At 52.6% G+C, this 22,619-nt stretch carries 25 protein-coding genes; all 25 read left to right on the top strand.

Annotated elements, in window-relative coordinates; genetic code table 11:
* The 25 genes from F3H20_RS10080 (at position 1) to F3H20_RS09960 (ending at position 22,615) form a co-directional block, all read left to right on the top strand.
* The gene (locus F3H20_RS10080) at positions 1 to 1,017 is read left to right on the top strand and encodes a radical SAM family protein (protein ID WP_149734801.1); all 1,017 of its coding nucleotides are present in this window, start codon (positions 1 to 3) and stop codon (positions 1,015 to 1,017) included.
* On the top strand, positions 1,010 to 1,855 hold the full coding sequence (locus F3H20_RS10075) for a pyridoxal-phosphate dependent enzyme (protein ID WP_149734800.1): 846 nt from the start codon (positions 1,010 to 1,012) through the stop codon (positions 1,853 to 1,855). The genes F3H20_RS10080 and F3H20_RS10075 overlap by 8 nt, the downstream gene beginning before the upstream one ends.
* A 141-nt stretch (positions 1,856 to 1,996) precedes the next feature.
* Positions 1,997 to 2,386: a hypothetical protein gene (locus tag F3H20_RS10070; protein ID WP_149734799.1), complete on the top strand. Its 390-nt coding sequence runs from the start codon at positions 1,997 to 1,999 to the stop codon at positions 2,384 to 2,386.
* Positions 2,373 to 3,767: a terminase B gene (locus tag F3H20_RS10065; RefSeq protein WP_149734798.1), complete on the top strand. Its 1,395-nt coding sequence runs from the start codon at positions 2,373 to 2,375 to the stop codon at positions 3,765 to 3,767. The genes F3H20_RS10070 and F3H20_RS10065 overlap by 14 nt, the downstream gene beginning before the upstream one ends.
* Positions 3,760 to 5,307, top strand: coding sequence for a phage portal protein (locus F3H20_RS10060; RefSeq protein WP_149734797.1), 1,548 nt, complete (start codon positions 3,760 to 3,762; stop codon positions 5,305 to 5,307). The genes F3H20_RS10065 and F3H20_RS10060 overlap by 8 nt, the downstream gene beginning before the upstream one ends.
* Positions 5,308 to 5,447: 140 nt before the next feature.
* Positions 5,448 to 6,272, top strand: a complete 825-nt coding sequence (locus tag F3H20_RS10055; RefSeq protein ID WP_149734796.1) for a structural protein — start codon at positions 5,448 to 5,450, stop codon at positions 6,270 to 6,272.
* 22 nt (positions 6,273 to 6,294) lie between these two features.
* On the top strand, positions 6,295 to 7,626 hold the full coding sequence (locus tag F3H20_RS10050; protein ID WP_149734795.1) for a hypothetical protein: 1,332 nt from the start codon (positions 6,295 to 6,297) through the stop codon (positions 7,624 to 7,626).
* Between the two features lie 17 nt (positions 7,627 to 7,643).
* Entirely contained in the window at positions 7,644 to 8,054 is a 411-nt protein-coding gene (locus F3H20_RS10045; RefSeq protein WP_149734794.1) for a capsid cement protein, read from the top strand.
* A 15-nt stretch (positions 8,055 to 8,069) separates the two neighbouring features.
* The gene (locus F3H20_RS10040) at positions 8,070 to 9,101 is read left to right on the top strand and encodes a hypothetical protein (protein WP_149734793.1); all 1,032 of its coding nucleotides are present in this window, start codon (positions 8,070 to 8,072) and stop codon (positions 9,099 to 9,101) included.
* A 13-nt stretch (positions 9,102 to 9,114) separates the two neighbouring features.
* The gene (locus F3H20_RS10035; RefSeq protein WP_149734792.1) at positions 9,115 to 9,477 is read left to right on the top strand and encodes a hypothetical protein; all 363 of its coding nucleotides are present in this window, start codon (positions 9,115 to 9,117) and stop codon (positions 9,475 to 9,477) included.
* The gene (locus F3H20_RS10030) at positions 9,474 to 9,860 is read left to right on the top strand and encodes a hypothetical protein (RefSeq protein ID WP_149734791.1); all 387 of its coding nucleotides are present in this window, start codon (positions 9,474 to 9,476) and stop codon (positions 9,858 to 9,860) included. The genes F3H20_RS10035 and F3H20_RS10030 overlap by 4 nt, the downstream gene beginning before the upstream one ends.
* Positions 9,861 to 9,940: 80 nt before the next feature.
* Entirely contained in the window at positions 9,941 to 10,270 is a 330-nt protein-coding gene (locus tag F3H20_RS10025) for a hypothetical protein (RefSeq protein ID WP_149734790.1), read from the top strand.
* Positions 10,271 to 10,274: 4 nt separating this feature from the next.
* Complete coding sequence (locus tag F3H20_RS10020) at positions 10,275 to 11,132, top strand: hypothetical protein (RefSeq protein ID WP_149734789.1); 858 nt, start codon at positions 10,275 to 10,277, stop codon at positions 11,130 to 11,132.
* Positions 11,133 to 11,366 (top strand): hypothetical protein, encoded by a 234-nt coding sequence (locus tag F3H20_RS10015; protein ID WP_149734788.1) that lies wholly within the window; start codon positions 11,133 to 11,135, stop codon positions 11,364 to 11,366.
* A complete protein-coding gene (locus tag F3H20_RS10010; protein WP_149734787.1) occupies positions 11,366 to 12,841 on the top strand; it encodes a phage tail sheath subtilisin-like domain-containing protein in 1,476 nt (491 codons plus the stop codon). The genes F3H20_RS10015 and F3H20_RS10010 overlap by 1 nt, the downstream gene beginning before the upstream one ends.
* A gap of 19 nt (positions 12,842 to 12,860) precedes the next feature.
* Positions 12,861 to 13,298 carry a phage tail tube protein gene (locus F3H20_RS10005; protein WP_149734786.1) on the top strand — a complete coding sequence of 146 codons (438 nt, stop codon included), beginning with the start codon at positions 12,861 to 12,863 and terminating at the stop codon, positions 13,296 to 13,298.
* Between the two features lie 13 nt (positions 13,299 to 13,311).
* Positions 13,312 to 13,746, top strand: a complete 435-nt coding sequence (locus F3H20_RS10000) for a phage tail assembly chaperone (protein WP_149734785.1) — start codon at positions 13,312 to 13,314, stop codon at positions 13,744 to 13,746.
* 171 nt (positions 13,747 to 13,917) lie between these two features.
* Positions 13,918 to 17,061, top strand: coding sequence for a phage tail tape measure protein (locus F3H20_RS09995; protein ID WP_149734784.1), 3,144 nt, complete (start codon positions 13,918 to 13,920; stop codon positions 17,059 to 17,061).
* Positions 17,062 to 17,068: 7 nt separating this feature from the next.
* Positions 17,069 to 17,857 carry a hypothetical protein gene (locus F3H20_RS09990; protein WP_149734783.1) on the top strand — a complete coding sequence of 263 codons (789 nt, stop codon included), beginning with the start codon at positions 17,069 to 17,071 and terminating at the stop codon, positions 17,855 to 17,857.
* Positions 17,854 to 18,876 carry an XkdQ/YqbQ family protein gene (locus tag F3H20_RS09985; RefSeq protein ID WP_149734782.1) on the top strand — a complete coding sequence of 341 codons (1,023 nt, stop codon included), beginning with the start codon at positions 17,854 to 17,856 and terminating at the stop codon, positions 18,874 to 18,876. Before F3H20_RS09990 ends, F3H20_RS09985 begins: the two co-directional genes overlap by 4 nt.
* Positions 18,857 to 19,240 (top strand): hypothetical protein, encoded by a 384-nt coding sequence (locus F3H20_RS09980; RefSeq protein ID WP_149734781.1) that lies wholly within the window; start codon positions 18,857 to 18,859, stop codon positions 19,238 to 19,240. Before F3H20_RS09985 ends, F3H20_RS09980 begins: the two co-directional genes overlap by 20 nt.
* The gene (locus F3H20_RS09975; protein ID WP_149734780.1) at positions 19,240 to 19,692 is read left to right on the top strand and encodes a DUF2634 domain-containing protein; all 453 of its coding nucleotides are present in this window, start codon (positions 19,240 to 19,242) and stop codon (positions 19,690 to 19,692) included. Before F3H20_RS09980 ends, F3H20_RS09975 begins: the two co-directional genes overlap by 1 nt.
* On the top strand, positions 19,689 to 20,825 hold the full coding sequence (locus F3H20_RS09970; RefSeq protein WP_188128271.1) for a baseplate J/gp47 family protein: 1,137 nt from the start codon (positions 19,689 to 19,691) through the stop codon (positions 20,823 to 20,825). Before F3H20_RS09975 ends, F3H20_RS09970 begins: the two co-directional genes overlap by 4 nt.
* Positions 20,815 to 22,206 carry a putative phage tail protein gene (locus F3H20_RS09965; RefSeq protein WP_149734778.1) on the top strand — a complete coding sequence of 464 codons (1,392 nt, stop codon included), beginning with the start codon at positions 20,815 to 20,817 and terminating at the stop codon, positions 22,204 to 22,206. Before F3H20_RS09970 ends, F3H20_RS09965 begins: the two co-directional genes overlap by 11 nt.
* Positions 22,172 to 22,615: a hypothetical protein gene (locus tag F3H20_RS09960; protein ID WP_149734777.1), complete on the top strand. Its 444-nt coding sequence runs from the start codon at positions 22,172 to 22,174 to the stop codon at positions 22,613 to 22,615. Before F3H20_RS09965 ends, F3H20_RS09960 begins: the two co-directional genes overlap by 35 nt.
* The last annotated feature ends 4 nt before the right edge of the window (positions 22,616 to 22,619 follow it).

Genomic DNA, 22,619 nt, shown 5'->3' with positions numbered 1-22,619 from the left:
ATGCCAAAATGCGGATCACAGGTTGTGCTTTGCAACCTGCCAGTACGATTTGATACATATATCGGTTGCTCTCATGGGTGCCGGTACTGTTTTGTGCAGAAGAAAACAAGCATACAGACCATAGAGCGCGGCGAAGGGGCAGAGAGCCTGCGAGCGTTCATCAGCGGGCAGCGCTCGACGGAAACAAAATGGTGTGACTGGGATATACCGCTTCATTGGGGCGGCATGAGCGACCCATTTCAGCCGATTGAGAAGCTGAAACGCTACTCATACGATTGCTTGAAGATACTGGCTGAAACAAAATATCCTTTTGTCGTGAGTACCAAGGGAGCGCTGGCGGCAGATGATGAATATTTGGAGCTACTGTCTAAATGCAATGTTGTGTTGCAGATAAGCATGGTATGCAGTAAGTACGACCAGCTGGAAAAGGGAGCGCCGACATACGAGGAGCGCTTGAACATGTGCAGGAAGATCGCGCCAAAGGTAAAGCGCCTCATTGTGCGGGTACAGCCTTATATGCTTGAGGTATTCGACGACGTGATGAAGAACATTCCGAGACTGGCAGACGCAGGCGTATATGGCGTTACCTTCGAGGGGATGAAGTTCTACAAGAGCAAGCCGGGCATGGTGAAGGTAGGCGGCGATTGCTGCTATCCGCTGCCGCTGCTGCGTTCACACTTTACGCGGTTGCGGGAGCAATGCCACAAGCACGGCATGAAGTTCTTTTCCGGCGAGAATCGGTTGCGGGCAATGGGCGACGGAATGACCTGTTGCGGAATTGATGGACTGGAAGGGTTCAAGGGCAATCCGTACAATATCTGCATGATGCTGAATGGCAAAGCGCCGGATCCTACGGAGATCATGCAGCAGCCGGGAACGGCAGACTGTTTCAAGTCCCTGAATCAGACAGCGGGCGTTGGGCGGCGGCTGAAAAACACTTCGTTTGCCGGGATGATGCAGAAGGATTTAGCGGAGAAAAAGGCCTACTACAAAAAGACCTTTGGATTCGATGAATGAGTACAGCCTTACGCCGGTTCAGAGAATAGGCGGCTTTTGGTTCAAGCGTGATGATTTGTTTCAGCCTTTCGGACGGGGACAGGTCAACGGGGGCAAGTTGCGTCAGTGCATAATGCTTGTGAATGGCCTTCACGTGCCGTACAGTGGCCTTTTGACGTACTGTAGCATACATTCACCGCAAGCACCAATTACGGCTGCTGTTTCATTGAGCAAGGGCCTGCCGTGCGAAGTGGTTTATGGCGGTACTAAGCCGGGGACACTGGCAAGGCTACCTATGCCGAGGCTTTGCATGAAGTACGGTGCGAGGATTCATATCGCAGCCAGAAGCGGCCGCCACAATATCCTATACGCGAGAGCAAGAGCGATAGCCGAAAAGACCGGCGCTTTTATCGTGCAGTACGGCATCAACATCATGGACTACCGGGACGTATTGTTGCAGGCCGTAGCCCGGCAGGTGGAGAACATACCGGATCAGATAGACGACCTCATAATGGTTTGCGGCAGCGGCATCACTTCGACCGGGGTAATGGTTGGCTTGAAGCAATATGGGAAGCGAGTGCGGCGGGTTCATCTCGTGGCAACGGCCCCAGACAGGCAGACTTTCATCCATGGCAATCTGCAGCAGTACGGAGCAGACCGGGATTTCATCTATCACAGTCTGTTTTCACAGCCGGGGTTCTCATACGAGCGGCCAGTGCAGGCCAGCTTTGGCGGAATCGCTTTCCATCCTCACTATGAAGCTAAGATGATGCAGTGGCTAAAGGGAAGCGGTATAACGGGCGGTAAGGTTCTTATTTGGATAACCGGCGCGGAGCCGGGGACAGCAAAGCAGAAATGAGGGAGGATGATGAGCTATGACGATTTAAGGCCGTGGGACAGGCAGCCGAGGGAGACCGAAAAGGCCTATGCTGCATTTAAAGCGTATCTGGATATGTCGGCAGACGGCGGAGAGCGTAATCTTTCCGAGCTTGCTAGGAGATTGTCGAAGAGTAGACAGCTATTGACTGGTTGGAAGAGCAGGCATCATTGGGGAGACCGGTGCCTTGCATGGGATAAGACGGTCATGGAGGCGGAGCGGAAAGCGGCGATCAAAGAGCGCAAGAAAATGGTGAAACGCCATATAGGAGTGGCGATGGCGCTACAGTCTAAAGCGGTAGAGGCCCTGAAACACGCTGACGTGGACGAGGCGGGCTTAAAAGACATTGTCACTATGATTGTGCAGGGTGTGAAGATTGAACGCCTGACAAGGGACGCAGCGGAGCAGGAGCAGACAGGTGAGAAACTAGGGTCTGCTGATTTGCTGGCGAAGGTGCTTGAGAAGGTATGGAAGACGCAAGATGAGGAGGCGGCGGATAATGAGCAGCATTGAGGAGATGGCGGCAGCCATGAAGCAATATGTTGACGATCCGGTGCCTTTTGTGCGTAACGTGTTGGACGTAAGCCCGGATGATTGGCAGGTAGACGCTCTGCGTGGCCTTGGCAGTAATGCGCGAGTTTCAATACGTTCAGGCCACGGCGTAGGAAAGACGGCGCTGGAGGCATGGGCGGTATGCTGGTTCCTTTTCACGAGGCCTTACCCGAAGATACCATGCACAGCCCCGACGCAGCAGCAGCTATTTGACATTCTATGGCCGGAGATTTCAAAGTGGTTGAAGCGTTCGCCACTGCTGAATGACCTATTCGAGTGGCAGAAAACAAAGATCACGAATAAGTGCTTCCCGGAGCGCTGGTTCGCCACGGCCCGCACGGCCAGCAAGTCGGAGAATATGGCAGGCTTCCATGAGGAGCATCTGCTTTTCATCTGCGACGAGGCCAGCGGCATAGACGATTCCATCTACGAGACCATTGAGGGTGCGTTGACGACGGAGGACGCGAAGCTGCTGCTATGCGGCAACCCGACAAAGAACAGCGGCGTATTCAAGCGTTCTTTTTTTGAGGACAGGGAGCTATACTACACGGCGAAAGTATCTTGCATGGACACTCACCGTGTAGCAGACCAATACAGCCAGCGCCTCATAAAGCAGTACGGCCTTGATTCCGATGTAGTGCGGGTGCGCGTGCTGGGAGAGTTTCCAAAGGCAGAGCCAGACGGCTTGATACCGCTGGAGCTGGTCGAGGCAGCAATGATGCGAGAGCTGCCGGACGATCACGATGCCATGTTGGAGATTGGCGCTGATATAGCCCGGTTCGGCGACGATGAGACTATATTCGTGCCGAGGATCGCGGGCAAGGTGCTGGGAATGTTCCACTACACCAAGCAGGACACCATGACGACGGTAGGCAAGTTGGTTGGCATAGTTACGGGTATGATGGCCGACTACAGCAAGCCATACGCGACGATCAAGGTCGATGATGATGGTGTGGGCGGCGGCGTAACAGACCGTCTGCGCGAGGTAATCATGGAGAAGGGCCTCAATGTTGAGGTTGTTGCCTGCCATAATGGCGGCAGCCCAGAGGATAAGGAACACTATGCGAATTGGGTAACGGAGCAATGGTGCGGTATTCGGCAGCGGCTATCCGATGGAGACCTGCAGCTACCGCAAGATGATGAGCTGGCTGCGCAGCTATCGACGAGGAAATACCTGCTGAATAGTCGGGATCAGATTATTTTGGAGGACAAGAAAACCTACAAGAAGCGCATACACCGGTCACCAGATAGAGCCGATGCGCTGGTGCTGGCCTTTGCGGGCAGTGGTGAGGTTGATTTCGGGCTGGCAGCAGCTCTAGGAGGGGCGAAACTTTATGGGTAAGATTAGCTATTGGATGAATAAGGCACAGGGGGAAATGAGCAGGCTGCGAATGGCGAGCTGGTTTTTCAATGTGCATAATATGTATTCGGCCCCGTATTCGCTGCATATAGAGGGACACGTGGACTACAGGCGGGCGCGAGACCTCTACTACAACCGGGACGACAGCTACAAGCTGGGGGCAGGCTTCGCGAAACCGATTGTGAATACGCTTTCCGGCTTCATGGGTACGCCTACGTTCACCTGTGATGATGAGGGGGCGCAGGAGGATTTCGATGCCTTCACGAGCGGTCTTATCAGTATCATGCAGCGGGTGCATCAGAAGAATCTTGTGGATGGTGAGGTATTCTTGCGGCTGGTGAATCTCAAAGCTGATACGACGCTTTACCCGGAGAACAAGACACAGACCCGACTGTCCTGCGCCATCATCCCACCGGAGCAGATACCGACCGGCGGCCTTGAATATGACCCGGTTACGCATGAATATACGGCAGTCACGATCCTGACGAAGAATAAGTGGATTGACCAGAGCGGCGACAAGCAGGAGTACACGTTCCGGCAGCGAATCACGCCGGATGAGATTGTTACGACCGTGGATGGGAAGGCCCCGGAGGGCTTAGAGAGTTCGCAGGAGGCTAACCCGTGGGGATTCATCCCGATTGTGCATTTCCGCAATGAGCCGGACGAAACGGAGCTGCACGGCTATAGCGAGCTGGAGCCAATCGAGCCATTCTTAAAGGCGTACCATGACGTGATGATACACGCGATCAGCGGAAGTAAGATGCACAGCACGCCGAAAGTGGCTTTCAAGGTCTCTGACGTGGCGAAGTTCATGCAGAATAATTTCCCGCAAGCATTCAAGGACCTGAAAGAGGGAAAGCAGGCGAGCATTGACCTACAGGGCAAGGAATTATTCCTGCTCAAGAATGATGAAGATGCTGGATTCATTGAGTGCGCTTCGGCTATTGGCGACACGGCCACGCTATTGCAATTCATTTTTTACTGCATCATTGATACGTCGGAGGTACCGGAGTTCGCATTCGGAGTGCATATATCAAGCAGTCAGGCCAGCACAAAGGAGCAGTCGCCTATCCTCATCCGCCGCATATCCCGTAAGCGGGAGCAGGTGGAGGATTCGTGGAAGCTGTTTGCGAGGATGGCGCTGGCTATGCTTTCGAGGATAACGGGCAAGGCCCATAAATCTTATGCGACCGAGGTTACTTGGGACGCGGTCATGGATAGAGACGAGCAGGCAGCAGCCCAGACACTATATAGCGTGACGCAGGCGCTTTCATTGGCGCTTTCGAGCAATTCTATTTCCTTGCAATCGGCCGTTGACTTCTTGGGGCGGTACATTGACACAATGGAGACTTGGGAGGGCGAGGATGGCAAGGAGGGCGAGAAGGAACGCATTGAGCAGACACGCCTATTGAATATGCCGGTTGAAGAAAGCTATACGCAGGATCAGCAGATCAAGAGCATTGACGAGGAACTGAACAAAGGGGCAGGAGGCGGCACGGATTCGGGCGGTGAGAATGAATGAGCAGAGACCTTGATGAGATCAGGGCGGCAGCGGGCAGCTATTACCGATGGGCTTTACAGGCCCGCAAGCGCTACCTACTACTGCTACAGCAGACCGATAAGACTATAGCTGACCTTTATCTTGCCTCTGTGCGCCGCATATTGACGGAGTACAGGAGCGGACGAAATAAGGGATTGCGTTACCTGCTTGAGGTAATCGGGGACGATGTGAAGAAGCTGAATTTGGACTTGGGAAATAAGATTGACAAGGCCATAGGAAACGGAGCGGAGGCCGGGTTGACCTTTAGCCTTGCGGTCTCACTGGACGTACTACGAAAGGCCGATATGCAGACAGAGCCGATGATACGGGCCTATGCTTTTCAGCGTAAGCGGGCCGTGGCCATAAGCTACGCCCGGGCCTACAAGGACGGGTTAAAGCTGTCTGAAAGGATATGGAACATCACCGAGGGTAACAAGCAGGTGATTTCTGACATAGTGCGGGCAGGGATTGGCGAGGACGCAGTCAATGTGGCGAAGGCCTTGCAGACCTACGTCAAGAGCGGCAGCACCCGGATGGCGGCTGAATACCCGGGGATGATTAAGCGTATGGGGAGCCGCATACCGCTGAACCTCGACTACAACGCCTTGCGGCTGGCACGCACGGAGCTGACGGCCGCTTATGGAGAAGGTACGCTGGCAGGGGCGAAGGCATCACCGGCGATTGGCAAGGTACGATGGGTGCTTTCGAGTTCTCACCCGCGCCCGGATATATGCGACACATACGCAGAGGGCGGCGAGGGTCACGGGGTATATAGCGTTGATGATTGCCCGCCTTATCCAGCACACCCGAACTGCCTATGTACGTTGCAGCCGGAGCCGGAGGACACCGGAGACCTGATTAAGAGGTTGAAACAATGGAGGGCAGCGCCCGGATCACAGCCGGATATTGAATCATGGTACCAGCAGAACTACCGAATGTTTGAATAGCACCGAAAGGGGGTGAGAAAGAATGCCAAATAGTAGATTTATGGCGCTGATGGCCCGGATAAATGGCGAAATGGCTGTAGCTGATGTCCCAGTTGCGAAGTGGGCCGACACAAAAGCGCTGACGGATGGCGACGACGACCCGTTGGAGGTTGTGATGGCCGTACCGGCGGGAAAGAGTACACGAGGATGGAACTACAAGGAAAGCGCCCTGTCAAGCATTGTTGGCGAGGTCAATTCAGTGGGACTGCCGGGGTTCCTTGGTCACCAGAAAGCGGAGAACGTGGCGACGGAGTTTCCACAGCCCGTAACTCATTGGGTGGGGGCTAAGATGCAAGGTGGCACAGCTTATTTCCGTGGTCTGATTGATAAGAGCGCTCCTGACCTCAAGCGCTGGATTCGGGGTAAAGCTGTCTCTCAAGTATCCATTTTTGGGATGCCGAAATTGGAGCAGAACACCTTGACCGGCGAGACCGATGTTGTGGACTATAAAGGTATGTCGATTGACTGGACACCGCTCAATCGGGCTGGAATGCCTACGAGCGTAGCGGCGATGTCAGGAGAGATGGACACAATCGCGGAACCGGCAGACAGTAGCCATGAGGCCCTGCGTGAGGCGTTACGGGGAGCTGCTTATACGAAGCTCAACACGACGAATGACAGCCGGGCCTATGTGAGCGTGAACTCTGTATACGATGATAGTTTCATTGCGAGCTATGATGCAGGGAGTGACACCACGAAATACTATAGGTTCGGGTATACAAAAAGCCCGGACGGCAGCGGGATTTTGCTTGGCGAACCTACAGAGGTTCAGCGCAAGGAATCTTGGGAGCCGGTTGGGGAAATGAAAGGGGTAAAAAGCATGAATAAGGAATTGAAAGCCCTGCTTGATGCGGGAAAGATTACCGCTGACGAGCTGGGAGCGGCCTGTGGTGAAATGAAAATCACATTGCCTAAGGCTGATAAGGGGAGCGAAGAAAAAACGCAGGAGAGCGAATTTATGAAGGCTTGCGGTGAGATGTTCGGCGGCAAGACTGGCGACGACCTCATGACCGCGATCAAAGGCGCTTATGATACTGCGAATAAGGTGGCAGCAAAGACCAGTGACAGCCTTATTGACGACGCTCTGAAAGAGAAGGTCAGCGGTGAGATGGCGCAGAACCTTGTCAAAAAGATGATGCACCTGCCGGAGAATCCGACGAAAGAGCAGATCAGCGGTGAAATTGACAGCCTGCTTGCAGACGATACGGTCAAGGCCGTGCTGGCACAGGCGCATACCGACAAGACACCGCCTGCTGGCACGCCTTCTGGTGAGATGAGTTCTGATTTGTTTGTTACGCGCAAGAGCGCGATCTAAAAAAGGGGGAATAGAAAATGGCATACATTGGACAGCCGGTACCGAGTACCTTAGTAGATATTGGACAGTTGAAGGTCAGTGATGGCAAGAGTGTAGATGTTACCGTACCAGCAGCAGCCGGGACAGTGGCAGGTGCTTTCTGCGTGCTGGATGGGTTCTTTGGTTTGGCTTTGCAGACGATTGTTGCAGCGGAGAACACCGCCGGAGCTACGATTGCATTGCAGATTGAGCAGGCAGAGTACGTGACAGATCAGATTGATACGGCCAAAACCTTCAAAAAGGGCGCGACGCTGTATTTCGATCCGGCAAAGAGCGTATTCACGGACGATAGCACGGTAATTGGCGCTTTCATGGTGGGCCGTGTTTCTGAAGCCAAATCGGCAGAGAAAACGATTCAATTTATCTTATATCCACAGGCAAAGGCATAAGGGAGGGGAATCTGAATGAATATCGTATCACAGGAAACAATGCTTGCGGCCCGGCGTAAATACACCGGAGAATCGCAGGTACCGTTCAGAATCGGCAGTGAAGTCGATTTTGCAACGAAGAAGATCACCAATGGTGAGATGGAAACGATGCAATTCGCGAAGCCGTTGGGCGAGATGATTACCTACGGCGGCAGCAACGTATCAAAAGAGTTGCTGCGTAAGGTTGTGCTGGACGTAGAACTTGGCCGCGAAGAAGTGCAGGTGCTATACAAGCCGATTTACGACACGATAAGCGACAGCAATCTTCCGGAGGTTTTGGACGCAAAGTGGGCGCTGCGTGGTGCTTGCGTATTTGCGCAGTCCTTTGAGGGTTCAGAGGTCAAATTTGGCACGTTGCAGGCAGAGTACGGCCCGACGGCACGTATCAATACCTATACCGCTGGATTTGAATACACAAAGCAGATTGTTGACTTCAACCAGTCGTTTCAGGTGGAGATGCTGAATAAGGCTATGGGCGAAGCGTACAACGCACTTTGCAATCATCTCCATTTCGCCCCAATTCTTGATTTTGACTACAAGACGGCGAATAAGACGGCATACAAGGGAGCGGCCGCAGATCAGCCTTGGGTACGCCTCTATGAGACCATCAAAGAGGGCATCAAACAGACGGTCGTTAAGAAGCGTCCGGCCACGGTCATGCTGGCAAGCAAGGCCAATCAGATTGATATTGAGATGGCTATGCGCGGCGGTTACCAGATCAACGGCACGTCCTATCCTGCCCTGTCCGGAATCAACACGATCATCTATTACGATGGCTGGGATGAAACGGTTGGCAAGAAAAAGACCTCTTACGCAGGCTGCCCGACAGATAAAATCTACCTGATTCGCCCGAAGCGCGGATTCAAAGAACTTATCAAGCAGGATTTGCGCATTGAGGCCAACACCGGCGACTTGACCCGTCTCGTAGAGCAGCAGCTGGTCGGCTATGCTTATCGTGGCGTATTCGCGGCGGTAGAGGAGAACGTACAGGAATTGACGATTGTTTAAGGAGTGACGGATCATGTTGCCAACGGATGAACTGGTGCGAAAGCTCCGGCGCTATGTGAATGAAAGCATACCAACCGGCGGCAGCGCGGCAGATACTTCTTTCAGCGAGAATGATGTGACGGACATTCTCACTGATGCCGATAGCATTTATGCTGCGGCAGCGCAAGGGTGGAGGCTGAAAGCTGCTTCCTCTCCATCTACGGCCGGCCAGGTGAAAAAGTACAGTATTGGGCAGGAGACATACGAAAAGACGACGGCCAGCGATTACGCGAGCTATTGTCTTGAGATGGCGAAGATGTACGACGGCATGGCCGAGAAGGCTGACACGGCAGCAGGCAGCCGAATTCTTACAGTGAGGAGGCCTGATGTTACATGAGTTTCGCAGATCAGCGAAAAGCGGACGTGGCAGCGACGATTGCCGCGAATCCGGTGCAGGTAACAATTTCCCGGAAAGCGAAGGTACCAAAAGGCGGAGGGCACAAGATTGAAAATACAACCTTGGGTCCTTTTTCTATACGCATTTTCAACCAGAAAAGCAAGCAGATAGCGGTGAACGTATCAAATACGACGGCGGGCGTGATGCAGAAAGACCAATCATACGCATTCTTGGCAGGGGCAGAGGTTGATATACGATGCACTCCAAGCATTACGGATGAGTTCACCGCCTATGGGCAGCGGTTCCGCGTCACTGATGCCATACACCGCTATTTCCTTGGAGAGCTTACGAGCATTGACGGCTCATTGGAGGCGATTGACTGATGTTTTGCGATAAGGCGAGAGCCTATTTGAGCAGGAATAAGGCCGCAACCTTCCTAGTCTGCCAAAACGTGGCAGCACACATGGAAGCGACGGCAAAAAGTAAAGCACCTTGGACTGACAGAACATCACACGCCCGGCAGAGTATCAACGCCAACGCTGAAAAGATTGGGAATGCAGTTATCATGCACGTATCACACGGCGTGAAGTATGGCAGATTTTTGGAGGAAGGGACAGCGGCCCATGACATACACCTGAAAAACGCGAAAGCGTTCATGTGGGCGGGGCTGCCGCACCCGATCAGCAAGAATCCCATACATCACCCGGGAACAAAGGCCATGCCTGCTGTTTTACCAGCGGCAGAGGCCGGAAAGGTCAAGCTAAAAGAATCAGTGATGCAGTTATGGAGGTAGTGCAATGAGGGACGCAATACGAAACGCCCTTATCAGCGGGGTGCCAGAGGTCGGAGGGCGGATATTTGAGCCGCACACGGCCAGCGCTGACACCGAAAAGCCGTATCTTATCGTCAAGGAGAACGCCGAGCAGGATAATACTGAATGGGCTGGCTTCCGCGGGCGAATCGAGGTATGGCCATACGTTGAGGAGAGCAGCTATACAGAGGTAGACGCACTGGCAAAAAAGGTTGCTGCAACGCTCAATATGCAGCTCCTGACGGGCGACGATGGGGAAGCCGTGACCTGCATTTCCGACGGAATGTTGGAGGACGTGGCAGATACAGAGTGGCAGGCCCTTACCCGGTGTGTTAATTTCTATGTGCTGGCATTGCAGCCTTCTGACGTTCCGGGGCCATTAAATAATGACCCATGGATTGATGCACTGGTTGTGTGGTCTAAGGCGATTCTTGGTGATGGGTATGAGGTTCAGGGCGGCCAGCTTTCCGTGGGCTATAAACGGCCCGCGGTGCTTTGGCGACTGGACAATATCAACATTGAGGATTGCGGATCACTGGCTTTTGACGTAGTGAAAAGGGTCGCTTGTCATGTGTTTGGGCGTAATGCGGTAGAGGAGGCCAATATTGCCGTGAAGCTTATCGAAGAGATGGGCAACGCGGTGAAGATACCTATATCAGCGGCAGAGCGCCGCTACATGACGATTAGGGATATAAAGGGTAACGTCTATACGGACGCGCTCAAACAAGGCCATATACGGGCAACTGTGGCGCGTAGAACGAGAAGGCCGCGTGAGGAGGTTGCCATTATTGGCAGCGTAAGCACGGACGGTCATATTGAACAGAACCAGGAAGAAGGGGTATAAATGGCTGATGAAGTAAAAGCAGCACCGGCTACCACGCAGGACGTGGCCGCAGATGCGAAATACACAGTCGATGAACTCAAAGCCGCAGCCAAGAAGCAGTTCGGTTACGGACCGGAGGTCATTGACGGTGCGACCTATGGGAAAAGCGAAACGCCATACACGGTAAATGAAATGAAGGCGCTCATTGAGGAATTTTTGAAGCGCCCGGCAGTTGAAAAGGATGGTGAAAAGTAATGGCAGGTGGTGAGTGGGAAATTACAGACCTTCCCGTGTTGCCTGGTCTGTATATGAACTTCAAGGCGGCAGCCTTGGCAGCAGTAACGACAGGCGACCGCGGCACGGTGGTCCTTCCGTATAAAGCTCATTGGGGCAAGGTCGGAGGATTTACGGATCTGTACCGTGAAACCGACATTCTCAACACGTTCGGAGCACTGGAAGATAGCAATGGATCTACGTTCTACAAAACGTTGCGCATGTGCGTATTGGGCGGAGCAAAGAAAATCCTTGGGTATCGTCTTGCTACCAGCAAGGCAGCAGAAGCGACGCTGACACTGAAAAGCGCGGCGGATAAGGATATTGTAAAGCTGACAGCCAAATATAAGGGCGAGCGCGGCAACGGATTCAAGATCACGATTGCACCGTCGCTTACCGCCACAGGGTATTACACGATGAAGCTCTACGAGGACACGACACTGCTCAAAACGTATTCGTTCCAGACCTGGGCAGAGCTTATCAACGTGGTTAATACGGCAAACACTTATGTTTTGGCGGCGAAAGTTGCAGCAGATACGGACGTTACAGGCAAGGATTTCAAGTCTATTACCTCTACGCCTCTTACCGGCGGCGACAGCGGCATCGAAGGCATTGCGGCAAAGGACTACATCGAAATGTTGAACGTTCTTGAGACGGAAAGTTTCAATTACCTCTCATTGGATGGTGTTACAGACCCGGCCATTCAGACGTCCATTGCCTCTTGGGTAATCAATATGCGCAAGAACGGCAAGAAGATCGTCTGCATCATGGGTGGTACGGCTGCCGACGACGTTGCCGACGACGCAGTAGACAAGGCGGTTGCCAGATCTGCTGGTTTCAACCATGAAGGAATTGTAAATGTTGGCACCGGCGTTATTCTTGACGGCGTTTCGTACTCGTCCGCAGAAGTAGCGCCGTTCGTTGCCGGCCTCATTGCGGGACAGAAACTTTCCGAATCCACGACATACGCATCGACCTCTTTTGACGATGTAACGCGCAGGTGGAGAGGCGGGCGCAGCAGCGAGCAGGAAGCGGCCGTAAAAGGCGGCGTGTTCTTGTTTATCTATGACGGAAAGATCGTCAAACCGTTAATCGGCATCAACACGTTGATTACATTACGGCAGAGCCAGAACAACGCATTCAAGAAGATCCGCTCAATACGCACGATGGACGCTATCGACAGTGATATGCAGGCCACGGCAGAAGCAAACTACATCGGAAAGATCAACAACACGCAGGAAGGCAAGTTGGCATTGGTAGGGGCTTGCAAGCAGTACATGGAGGTATGCGCTCAAGGCGGTATTATTGAGCCGGGTACCTATGATGTTGTGCTGAATCCTACTTATCATGGGGCCAGCGCGACGATCAAGGCGGAGCCGAATCAGGTATTCCTGAAATGGAATGCGCAGATCACAGATGTCATTGAGCAGATTTTCTCTGACTTCATCTGCGAATAAGGAAAGGGGAGAATGAATAATGTCTTTTGATAGTGTGCGTGCCGTCGTTGGTACGTTTGGATTTATCTATAAAGAGGGCAAATGGCTTTCACAGTACAATAAGGCGAAGGCCAGTGTCGATATTGGCAAGGCTGAAATCAAGCCTGCTGGCGACCGCTGGGTACGCCACAAAGTCATTTCGCTGAAAGGCACGGGCAGCATCAGTGGCTACAAGGTTACGGATGAGCTGTTACAGGAGGTTGGAGTAGTTGCTCATAGTGATAAGCCTTCCATGCGTACAGAGCTTATCTTTAAGCTGGACGACCCGGAAGCGTTCGGGGCAGAGAGGATACGACTGCAGAACGTCATGTTCGATAAGATTGACCTTGCGAACTGGGAACACTCGAAGGAAATTGAGGAAGAATGGCCGTTCACCTTTGAAGGCTACGAGCTGCTTGACCCGATTGAAGAATCATAAGGAGGATATATAAATGGCTACGAATAAAGAGCTGGAAATCAAAGAGGACATGGAAGAAAGCGACATCATTACCCGCCTTTTGGCGGCCAGCGCGGAGGAAGTACCGACAATGACAATCCCACTGAAGCGCCTTGGCGTGCCGGTGACGCTGAAAGCCCTGACTGGTAAGCAGGTTTCCCGATGCCGCGATCACAATACGACGACGATCAAGACTAAGCAGGGGCCGAAGGAAAAAGTGGACAATGAGGGATTCATGATTGGCCTTATTTCCCTCTCTACGGTAAAGCCAGATTGGGGAGATCCGAAGCTCATTGAGAAGTTCCATTCTTCGAGCGGAGATGAGGTTATCAAGCGCCTTTTGCTTGGCGGGGAAATTTCCCTGCTGGGTGAGGCGGTGCTTGATGTTTCGGGATACAATGTAGACCTTGACGATGTAAAAAACTCATAACGTCCGGGCATACGTTCTTGACTGTCCTGCACCAGCTTAGTGCAAGGCGCAAGATCACGCCCGGACAATTTTTTGCAATGCCGATGATGGAGCAGAGATTTATGGTTGCTTCCATCATGGCGGAGCTTGAGGCTGACGATGCCCAGATGAAGAAAATAGAGGCGGAAAGAAATGGCGGATAATAACGAATTTTATAGGCTGAACCTCGTTTTGAAGATGGACGATAGGCTTTCAAGCGCAATGTCAAAAGTGGATGGAAAGGTTGCAAAATTCAACAGCAATCTATCCAAAACGCAGAAAACCGTCGATAAGCTCGGCGGCAGCCATGCGGAACCGAAGGTAAATGTCGATACATCTAAGGCCGAGGCCCAGCTGAACAAGACAAATAAGCTCTTGGAACAGATTGCCAAAAAGATCGCAAAGCCCCGGGTGGAGGCGGAGGACAAGACAGCACCAAAGGTTACGGCGATACAGAGCCGGTTGCGGCGGCTGACGAGCAGAGCTTGGCGGGTGACTGTAGGTATTAAGGATGAGGTTTCCGGGAAGCTAGGAAGCATGAGGAATGCGCTTTCTTCCCCGATGGGAATGCTTGGCGTGGGTATGGCGACCATGGGTATTGGTTCACTGGTTGCCGATTCTGCCAATGAGGCAATGAATTTCAGCGCCGAGATCAGCAATATCAAGGCCCTGACGCAGTTGCCACAAGACCAGATAGACAAGATACGCGCAAAGGCCATGCAGTTAGGCAAGGACACGCAATTCAGCACCTTGCAGGCAGCACAGGGCATGACGGAGCTGCTCAAAGCAGGTGTAGACGTTGAAGACGTAATGGGCGGGGCTTCGCAGGCCATGCTCGACCTTGCTACCGCTGGTGGGCTTGAATTGCCGGAGGCGGCAGAGATTATGTCAACGGCCATGAATGCGTTCCACATGAGAGACGCAGCTCACGCGGCGGATATTTTGGCAGGCGCGGCAAACGCTTCTGCTACCGACGTACACGAGTTGCGATATGCTCTCTCTATGTGTTCTGCCGTGGCGGCAGGCGTAGGAATGAGCTTTGAGGACACGAATACAGCCTTGGCCGTATTCGCGCAGAATGGGTTGAAAGGTTCCGATGCTGGCACATCACTGAAAACAATGTTGTCCCGGTTGGAGCCTATGACGAAAACCCAGTACGGGGCCTTTGAGCAGCTCGGACTGATTACGGAAAAGGGTACAAGTGCCTTTTACGATCAGGAAGGGAAGCTACGGTCCTTGGCTGAAATCGCCGACTTGCTGAAAACAAAGCTCGGCGGGTTGACGAACGAGGAGCAGCAGAAGCTACTTTATGAAATGTTTGGTTCCGATGCCATCCGTGGCGGCATGATACTGATGCGCGAAGGTGCAGATGGTGTCAAGAAAATGTTTGAAAATATGACGCATTATACCGCTTCTGATGTAGCAATCGAGAAGATGAATAACGCAAAAGGCGCTGTTGAGCGCATGAAAGGCAGTTTTGAGAACTTCCAAATCGAGGCGCTTGCACCAATGGAGCCGGTGATTGCGAAGATTGCAGAATCGCTGGACGCGCTGTTTAACAATGACGCTGACGGAGCTTCAAACCGCGTGAAAGATTTTGCCGACAATATTCTGTACCTGATGGAATGCCTTGAGAATAACGAGGAATTTCAGCAGATGGACTGGGGCGATAAGATTGTTTACGTCCTTGACCGGATGATGGAGGCAATCGACAAATGGGCAAGCGGCCCGGGTGGCGAGCAATTTGGCAAGGTAATGACGAAGCTCGCCGAAATAGGTATGCGGGCCTTCTTGGCTGCCTTGCTGGGATTGATGAAAGGTTCACTCAATGCCCTGATGCACGGGAACCTTGCCGGGGCAGCCGGGCTTGCTATGGGTGCTTCTTTCCTCGGGGCTGGAACCGTCCTAAAGGGTGGGTACAGCTTGGCGAAGGGAGCCGGGAGACTGGCAGCTGGTACTTCTATGGGCCAGCGGGTAGCCGGAACTTATGAGGCTGCGAAAGGTCTTGCAAGTGAAGGCGGCAGCGGTGGCCTTATGTCGCGAATAAAAGGCGCAGGCTTTACGGCTGAAATGTTTGGAAGCAAAGCCCTTGGCGGCTTGGCCACTCTTGCTAAATCGCCGATTGTAAAGGGGATCACTAAATTCGCGGCCCCAGTTGGTATGGCGATTGATGCTTACGGCGTATACAACTCTGGCAATAAGGGCGCTGCTATTGGCGGTATGGCCGGACGTTGGGGCGGTATGGCGTTAGGAGCAAAGGCAGGAGCAGCCGGAGGCGCTGCGATAGGCGCTGGATTTGCTGGTGTAGGGGCAGCGCCGGGAGCCGCTATTGGTGGATTGCTTGGCGGCCTTGGTGGATTCTTTGCTGGCGATAAAATCGGTACAATGATGGGGCAGGCAGCGGCCGCTCTTGATTTCGGGCCGATCAAAGAGAAGATTATCGCTGAAAAGGATGAAATCGCATACGCTGCCGGGCAGTGGTTTGATTCCCTGCCGGAGAAACTTGGCTATGCTGTTGGCTACGCTGTTACTTCATTGGAGGAATTGCCGGGAGAGGCTTCTACATACTTCGGGCAGCTGGTTGATGATGCGGAGGCTTACATGAGCGAATTGCCGGGCAGGATAGCTGCTTGGTGGGAACAGACTGTAGCGGATGCAGAGGCTTTTGGCAGCAGCATAGTGCAGGACGTTTCCCAATTCTTTTCAGACCTACCGACAATTGCGGATCAGAAATGGTCGGAGGTATGCAATGCGGTTGAGAACTGGTGCAGTAATACGATAGCTGGAATACAGAACTGGTTCAGCCAGATACCGGGTATAATCGGTGGCTACTTTGACAGCGCTATTGCCACGGTTAAGAGCAAGGCGGGAGGACTTTGGTCTGATTTCAAGATTGGATTGAACGCCGGATCGGCGGCTGCCCTTGGCGGCCATGCTGAAGGCGGCATATTCAATCAGGAGCATATTGCGAGATTCGCCGAAGGTGGCAAGGCAGAGGCTGTTGTACCTCTGGACAATTCCATGCGGACGCAGGGCCTTTCTGTTTGGCAGCAGGCCGGGCAGATGCTTGGCGTAAATGCTGACTTGTTCTCTGGAATGATGGGAACTGGTTATCAGCCAGCAATGGCAACAGCCGGTGGTGGTTCAGACAGCGACGGCGGAGGAAGCGGCAGCAATTTCAATTTCAATGGCATGAATATAAATATTGGTAACAATAAGAGCGAGGATGAAATGGCGCTTTCTATCGGCCGGAGAATCCTTGCAGAGATTCACCAGAGCTTTGAGAACAGGGAGTGATGCAAATATGTTTGGCGGAATTGGCATATCGACATATCAGGCCAAAACAGCATTACTGGACGGCCTGTCAAAAGGCAGCAGCCTTGAGAAGATTGCCGGGGGACTTCTAAACGAGGCTCTTGGCATTGATACTATGGTAAATACCGTATTCTGCTTTCTTTCAGATCAGCAGACCGGTACAGACCTGCAGCTGCCGGTCAACCCGGAGAAAATCACTGTAAAATGGGGGCGTAAGATGGAGACAGTGAACATCTTAAACCTTGGAGAACTGGACTTCACGACGGGCGACAAGCTCAAAGAGGTTTCCTTTTCTTCATTCTTCCCGGCTGAATATGTGCCGACGTTCTGTACGACCTCAAATATGGTTACGCCGGACAGCGCTAATGCGGTGATGAATGCTTGGCAGAGCCGATTCAATGACCCTGTAAAGGGGTTGAAAGACCCGATACAGCTTATCATCACTGGGGCGCAAGACATCAACATGAATGCTATTGTTACTTCCTACGAATCCAATGAGCACGGTGGAGAACCGGGCGACATATACTACAGCGTAACGCTGCGAGAGTGGCGCGAGATTGCAGTACGGAAGGAATCGGAGGAAAAGACGGCCAGCCGGGTAAATTTGAAGGTGCGGCCGCGCTTGGTAAAGGTACCTGCCTCAACCGGAATATTCGGCGGGCAGGAAGGACTTTGGAAGATTGCGAAGCAGCATTATGGAGACGGTGAAAGCTGGCGATCCATTGCTACGGCCAACCTGAAAAGCGGGCTTTCATCTGGGACGGTGAGACTGCCATGATTACGCCGGGAGTTTGCAAGTACGATGTGATTTTGCAGAATAAGTATTTCTTGCGTGAGTGCATACAGAGCTTGTCCCTTGAGGATAGGCTTAGTGAGATTGCATATTGCGCAAAGTGCAAGCTGGCAGTGCCGGGGAACCAATTTACCGGCCTGCCGGTCATAACGCCGGGAATGGAGATAAGGGTAAGCGGTACCCGGTTTGGGGAAAGCAAGTATTCCTACCTCATACAGCCCGGTGTGGTTTGGACATTCAATATTGACAATAAGGCGCGCCGTAATTGGGATTTAACCATATACGACCGCCTTATTTATTTGGCTAAATCAGACGATCAGTACCTCTTTGAGGAGGGCAGTACAGCGGCCAGCCGCATAGAGCAGATATGCTCTGACTGGAATATACCTGTGTTGAGCATTCCTGATACCGGAGTGGGGCTTGCTCGTGATGTTGTGCGGGCAAAATCTATTTGGAGCATCATGCAGGATCAGCTGAAAGAGACGGCAGAAAAAGACGGGAAGCTGTACACGATACGAATGCAGCCGGACGGTCTGGAGCTATTCGAGATTGGTTCAAATAAGGACCCTTGGGTATTTGAGTTCCCTGTAAATCTGGTTTCGGTGTCGCAAAAGCAAACCCTTGATGGTGCCGTGACAAAGGTCAAAGTCCTTGGCAAAGGCTCGGAAGGTGAGCTGGCACCGGTAGAATCAGAGACCAGCGCCGATACCGATAAGTACGGTACGATACAAAAAGTCGTGCAATACAAAAAAGGCACCGACGCAGATACGACAAGCAAGAAAGCGAATAATATGCTCGGCGGCATACAAGAGACCGTCACGGTCGAGAGCATTGACATCAATACGATACGCAATGGAGACAAGGTTCTAGTAGAGGGATGGCCGGATGGCCTGTACGTCATAAGCGTGCGGCACACTTGCGGCAGCCCGGGAAAGATGCAAATGGAGCTTGCTTCCCTTGAGTACATCAAAAGGAAGTTTTACCATGCAGAAAAATCCGTATAAAGCATTGGCCGGAATATTGGACGATCAAGCCCAAAAACGCGCCGCGCAAGCCGTAACCCAGTCTTGGGCAGAGAATGAAATGGGGACTATCGTTGCTGATGGGTTGAAGCTCGATAATTTTGGGCCAGTAATACATCAATACGGTGTCCTTCACTATCTGACATTGGCAGAACCGGATTTCGTGAATACGGAAAATGTGGCTGGTGGCGGCGGAGACGCTGAATTTGCCAGCCATAATCACCCGGTAATTACACCGGTTCAGCTCCTGCCTCTGCACGTTGGGGACAGGGTTCTGGTATCGCCGGTAAACCACGGGCAGAGCTTTATCGTGATTGGCCGTGTGGTTCCCGGGGGTGGTGGCTGATGGCTGAACTATTCCCGACGACGGGAGTTGCAGACGCGACATACACAGACACAGCAGCGTCCGACGCGACGACCTACGGCAGCACGGTACAATTTGACTTTGAGAAGCACGAATTTATATTGTCGCCGACCGGCAAACAGAAAACCGTAACCGGCGCTGATGCTTGGGGAGAATGGTGCGTCAAGGCACTTTGCACAGAGCGCTTCAATTATCTGGTATACAGTGATAACTACGGGGAGGAGCTTGATACCTTGATAGGCAAGAGCAGGCCCCACGCAGTCATTGAATCAGAGATTAAGCGCATGACGAAGGACTGCCTGATGTGCGATGCCCGGACAGCCAACGTGGATGAATTTGAATTTCAGTGGTTGACCGACGGGATCATGTTTTCTTGCCGGGTTACAAATACGATTGGTGAAGCCATGACGATATGGCGGAAGGTGGTGAGATGATGAGCGACCCTGATTATCTGAAAGATGCGGACACGCAGGAAGCGGCGATCCGGGGCAGAATGCTTGCAAAGGTAACTGATACCGTTGACAAGTCCGAAGGAAGCTACGTTTGGGACAGCCTTTCCCCAGTGGCTATTGAGATGGTATTTATCCGGATGGCACTGCAGAAAGCCTTGAAGCTCGGATTCGCGCAGACAGTTGATGCTGAAAATATTGACTATCTCGTGATGAGAGCGGAGGAACACGGCGTATACCGTAAAGCGGCCACATACGCCACGGGCAGCATACACATCACCGGCAAGCCTAAGACCGTCGTTCCCAGCGGCTTAAAGCTGGCGACAGAGGCAGATGCAGACTTGGGGATCAAGTCAATATTCTTTCTGACGACCGAATCAATCACTATCCCGGACGGCGGCGAGACCGACATACCAATCAAGGCATTGGCGGCCGGGGCGGCCGGAGACGTTTCAGCGGGAAGTATTGTATTGCTGGCAACGGCAAGGAAGAACGTCTACAGCTTGACAAATCCGGCAGCAACGACGGGGGGAACCGATGATGAAAGCCTTGAATCATTATTATCTCGATACCTTGAGAAGGTCAGGAATCCGGGTACTTCCGGGAACAAGGCAGACTACAAGCAGTGGGCGACCTCCGTAAATGGCGTAGGAGAGGCCCATGTCATACCGCTATGGAATGGTGAGGGAACAGTAAAAGTTGTTGTCCTCGGGGCCGACAAGAAGCCAGCAGCGGTAGATATTGTCGCGGCAGTACAGGCCTATATCAATGAGACGGCAGCGACCGGAGACCGAATGGCACCGATTGGAGCTACCGTTACCGTGGTTCCGGCTTCAACAGTCAGCATGAACCTTGAAGCGACAATCGTTATGAATACGAGCGCCGGTGTGGCTCTATCTGCTATACAGGAGAGCTTGGCGGCGGCGCTGGAAGCATATCTATCTAAGATGGCCTTTCAGACCAGCACAATACGATACTCGCGGATTGGAGCAATCATACTAGACCAGACCGGCGTAGTAGATTATAGCTCGCTTACAATCAACGGGCAGACAGGCAATCTTGCCTTGAAAGAGGATGAGGTCGCCATAGTGGGGACGGTGACGCTCCATGCTGAATGAGCGCGGCGCTGAAATGATGGCAATGCTGCCTTGGTACTATCAGGACAGCAAGATCATGAACGACATAATCAATTCGCAAAGCGATGAGGTCGTGGCGGTTCGGGCAACGATCCTACACATATTGCAGCAGTTTTACGTCGATACGGCCAGTGCCGATGGCATAGTGCTTTGGGAACAGGAACTAGGGCTGACACCGAAGGAAGGGGCCACGCTGGCACTGCGAAAAGCGCAGATCAAGGCGAAGCTGCAGCGACCGGCCATAATGACACCTTTGCAGATTCAGTCAATCATCAATCTATTTGTAGATAACCGGACGGCCCGGGTGATTGAACTGCCGGGGACGTACCATTTCCGTATTGATATACCTTTTGGTGATTTGATATGGAGCGCAGAGATGCGGCAGGCGTTGGAGGAGGCGAAGCCAGCGCACCTTGGCTACTCAATACGCTACACGCTGATGAACGGGGAGCTGGACGATACATACCTGCTTACCGATGATGATTTGGCGGACATGAGCGTATCCGCAACCTTTATTTTTGAGGACACGGTACCGCTAGGAGATAACGGACGGCACAAAACATTGGACGGAAGCTGGCAGCTTTCCGGGCCGGTCTGCTTAGATGGGACGTGGCAGCTGGACGGCTCTCTTAGGCTCAATGGCATACCGCTTGATGCGGTACAGCTGGACAATGACTTTGACGAGCTGGGGCCGGTTGAGGTAAATATCGCGAAAGGTTTTGAGGAACCGATCACGACGGCCTTACAGCTCAACGGCAGCTTTGCCCTTGATGGTGAATACCAACTCGGGGAAGCGCCCGCACCGGTTGACCTTGGCGGTGGCATTGAGATTGATGTTGTCCATCAGCTGGATGGCTCTTGGCAGCTGGACGGTGGGGACATCAATATTCTTGACGGATCCATGCAGCTCAATGGAGATTTTGACCTTTCCGGCGGAGGAATCAGACTGCATACGCAGACCTATACGGACAGCTTGAAAGGGTCACTTTCCTACCGGCGGCCGAAAAAGAATGCGCCTTACGACATAACGCATCCAGCATTATACGATACCGTATCACCACCGGGCGAAGGGCTGACGGCAGCTGTTTCTGTTGGCGGGTTTGAGGATGATGCAGCTCATTTCGTCGCAAAGCTGGACGGCTCTATGCCGCTTGACGGTTCTTGGCAGATGCAGGAAAATTACTTCCCACTGGACGCTGGAGGCCGGATAGAAATAATCGAGGTTCACAAGCTGGACGGCAGCTGGCAGCTAGGCGGCGGATTCAATAATTCGCTGGACGGCTCTTGGCAGCTTGATGGCTCAAAACAGATAGAAGGAGGGATTCAGCTTGCTTCAATTTCAAGATGCAGTGGCACCCTGTAAGGGCGAGTTCCATATTGATGTGCTGAAAGGCGGCCGGTTGATTGATGAAATTCACGATCATAATCTGGTCGTAGATGTTGGGAGGATTCGTCTTGCCGAGCTGGCAGCGGGTACGAAGGCAAACAAGCACATCACACAGATTGGCCTTGGCTCCGGATCAGAGACGGAGGACGCTTCCGACATTGCGTTGACAGATCAGATTTTACTGCCGCTTTCAAATGTGACAGTAACCGGCCGGGACGTGCGATTCGATTTCTTCATAGACACAGATGAGGCCAACGGCCTCAAGGTTCATGAGTTCGGGTTGTTCTGTTCCGACGGCACTATGTTCTCACACCGCGTAAGGGCTGGCGTGATTGAGAAAGAGAACGATATACAGCTCAAGGGATATTGGATTTTACATTTTTAGAGGA

The organism is Propionispora hippei DSM 15287, from assembly GCF_900141835.1.
GTDB classification, from domain to species: Bacteria; Bacillota; Negativicutes; order Propionisporales; family Propionisporaceae; genus Propionispora; species Propionispora hippei.
The sequence above is the reverse complement of the archived record's forward strand: the minus strand, read 5'-3'. Positions and strand labels throughout refer to the sequence as shown.